This is a genomic window from Halochromatium sp., assembly GCF_054919635.1.
Map to the genome: position 1 here is coordinate 1 of NZ_JBUDPI010000427.1, position 2,815 is coordinate 2,815.

At 61.2% G+C, this 2,815-nt stretch carries 2 protein-coding genes; one reads left to right on the plus strand and one right to left on the minus strand.

What is annotated here, in order from left to right:
* On the minus strand, positions 1-1,906 hold a 1,906-nt coding region (locus ACY693_RS17750; protein WP_462323138.1), incomplete at its 3' end, for a FimV/HubP family polar landmark protein.
* A gap of 303 nt (positions 1,907-2,209) precedes the next feature.
* Here ACY693_RS17750 and ACY693_RS17755 point away from each other — a divergent pair.
* Positions 2,210-2,614 carry a hypothetical protein gene (locus ACY693_RS17755; RefSeq protein WP_462323139.1) on the plus strand — a complete coding sequence of 135 codons (405 nt, stop codon included), beginning with the start codon at positions 2,210-2,212 and terminating at the stop codon, positions 2,612-2,614.
* Positions 2,615-2,815: the final 201 nt, after the last annotated feature.

Genomic DNA, 2,815 nt, shown 5'->3' on the forward strand with positions numbered 1-2,815 from the left:
GGTCCTGCAACACCGCGTTGACCACGCTGTAGCCATTGCCCCAAACCTGAGGCTCATAGACGGAGATGGCGCCGACGACCAATCCCCCAAGCGCCATGCGCCCGGCCAAGGGCATCGGCAGCCGACCAAAGAGCTGATGCGAGCGTTCCAATAGGCTCAGGAACATCGGCGCCAAGTGGCCGGCTAAAATGCCTAGCATGAGATAGAGCGCGAGCTCCCAATCGCTGACCAAGCTAAACGCTGGGATCTGGTAGACCGGCGCATAGCCGAGGATCTCATGGACAGTAGTATTCGCGATCACCGCAGCGATAATTAGCGGACCGATATGCTCCAACGCGATCGAACCGAGCACGATCTCAGCGACGAACAGCGTCGCCGCGATCGGCGCGTTGTAGGCCGATGCGAGCCCCGCGGCAGCACCAGCGGCCACGAGCAACCGTAAGCGATCGCGCGGGAAGCGACTGATCCGGCCCATCGCCGAGGCCACCATTGCGGCCAACTGGACCATCGCGCCCTCGCGACCGATCGAGCCGCCGGAGGCAACGGTCACCAACGATGAGCCGGCCTTCACGAGGCTATGGCGCACGCTGATCCAGCCGTCGCCAACGGCCACTGCCTCCATGTAGTCCGTGGTCTTGCGGCCTCGCAGCAAACCGCCAACTTGCTGCAGAATCAGACCCGCCAGCAGCCCACCAGCCACCGGCAGCAACAGTCGCTGCCAGGGCTCTAGTGCAATCGCCGCGGCAACCAAGCCCTTCTCTTGACCACTGACGAGCCATTCCAATAACCGAATCCCCTCGCGGAACAACACCGTGACAAAAGCACCGAAAAATCCTGCTAACGTCGCCATCAGGAGCAGCACATACAGCTCCGCTTGAGCCGTCGAGATCAGGAGCACCGCACGTCTTGGCAGCCGTACTGCAGCCCCAAGCGCAGCGCTTGCGCTGAATGAGCCACCACTGATCGCCCAGCGCTGCTCCCAACGCACCATCGCTGCAGTGATCAGTGATAGAAAGAGCGCAATCAGCACCCAGACCGGTGCCCGTGCCCCCTCCGGTGCAATACCACCCTCGCCGCCGCCCTTTGCGGTGACCGCCTGCTGTCGAATGGGCCCCTCAGACCCAGTCGCACTCAAAGACGCTTGCTCGCTAGCATTCAACGCTGTTGATTCCGGATCAGCGGGCCGCCCCGAGGTGGAGCCATCGTCAGCCATAGCGCTGGCCTGTCTGTCTGGCTCCTGTTGCGGTTCTGGTTCTGATTCTGGTTCTGGCTCCGACTCCGGCTTTGGCTCCGGCTTCGCGGATATTGATCCTTCAGCGCTCGACGGCTGGACTTGCACCGAGATTGATGGAGATTCGGATACTGGACGAGCCTCGAGAGCGTCCTCTTTGGCGATCTCGGGTGCTTTCGTACTATCTGAGGCCTCGGGCGCTTCGAATTCTTCAGGCGCGACGGGCGACATAGCGCGCGCTGATCGATCATCGAGATCAATCGATTCGCGGGCTCCAGGCTCGGCACCCGCCGCCGCAACCGACAGACTCGCATGCTCCGCGGTGGCTGGACAGCTGATCTGGTCGCCGCCCCTTCGCTGCTCAGCCCACTGCTCCGCCTGGCGCTCAACCATCGTGCTGGCCGCCACCGCGTCCCGTCGCCTAACCTGCCCCAATAGCGGCACACGCAACAGTGCGCCGACGCGCAAGACGCCGTTCAGATTACAAGGAGGTGAAAAGGCCTCCGGATTGGCTTCCCAGAGCGCCAACATGATCTGATCCCGCGTCAGTCCAGCGTCGACGTAGAGGCTGCCAGCGATCCCCCAAAGCGTCTCGCCCGATCGCACCGGTCCGTAGGTTTGCTCAGCGAAGGCAGACGAGCTGGAGCCGAATGCAAGGACGAGCAACAGGCTCACAAGTTGCAAACGAGCCAAAGGGCGAAGTGTTCTCAATGTAGCCAATCTCGGTCTGTCCCAAGGCGAGCCAAGGAGCGCCTTAGAACACTCATGCTGCTCGACGTCAAGGCCATTAGAAAAGCTTGTCTCGTGGGGATTTCCAGCGTGCGTCCTTACACAGTCTCGTGAGCCGCAATCGCCGGCCTTGCTTCTGCCGCGAGTCTCATGCTCCGCCCTTCCGGCATACGCCCACGCTCGAAGCCGATGCAGGACAGCTTGACGCAGTAAGTAGCACCCCCGGATGCGGAGAATGCGTCACCCCACTTGCAGTTGGCGAGCACGGACGGAGAAGCGCTTCGCGTGCTCGATGGCTTTAGCTTCAGCGTCATCCAGGGTCAGCAACGGACTGCTGAAATCCTGCTCACCTCGACTCACTGCTTTGAGCTGATCGTCATAGCGCTTAAGCAGGTGATCAAGGTTCATGCGGATCATCATCATCTCCAGCGACAACTCGTCCTGCAACGCATTGAGACGTCTGCGCTCTTCCTCATCGCGGCAGGCCTCGATTCGCTCCTTGAGTACCGTCTCGATCTGATGGCGCGTGGTGCGCAGGTCAGGAAGGACCGTTCGAATCAGCTCGCGGGCGTCAATCTGCTGCATGGTAGCTCGGGCGAGATCAAGCAAAAAATTGCCGATGTTGACCGGGGAGTGCCCTGTTGTCGAGCCTGATCTTCTGGCTTCAGTGGGGGCTTGCTGTCAGTCGTCCTGCTCTGTTGTCCTGCGGGGCGGTCTTTAGGCGAATTCTGTCAAAGCTCATACCGCCTTGCTGGTCTTTTCGCTCGCCTTCTTCGTCGCGGCGCCGGTCACATAGCCCCGCTATGCTCCCGGCGACGCTCCTCGAAGGCAAACGAAAATCCTGCGCAATTCGGT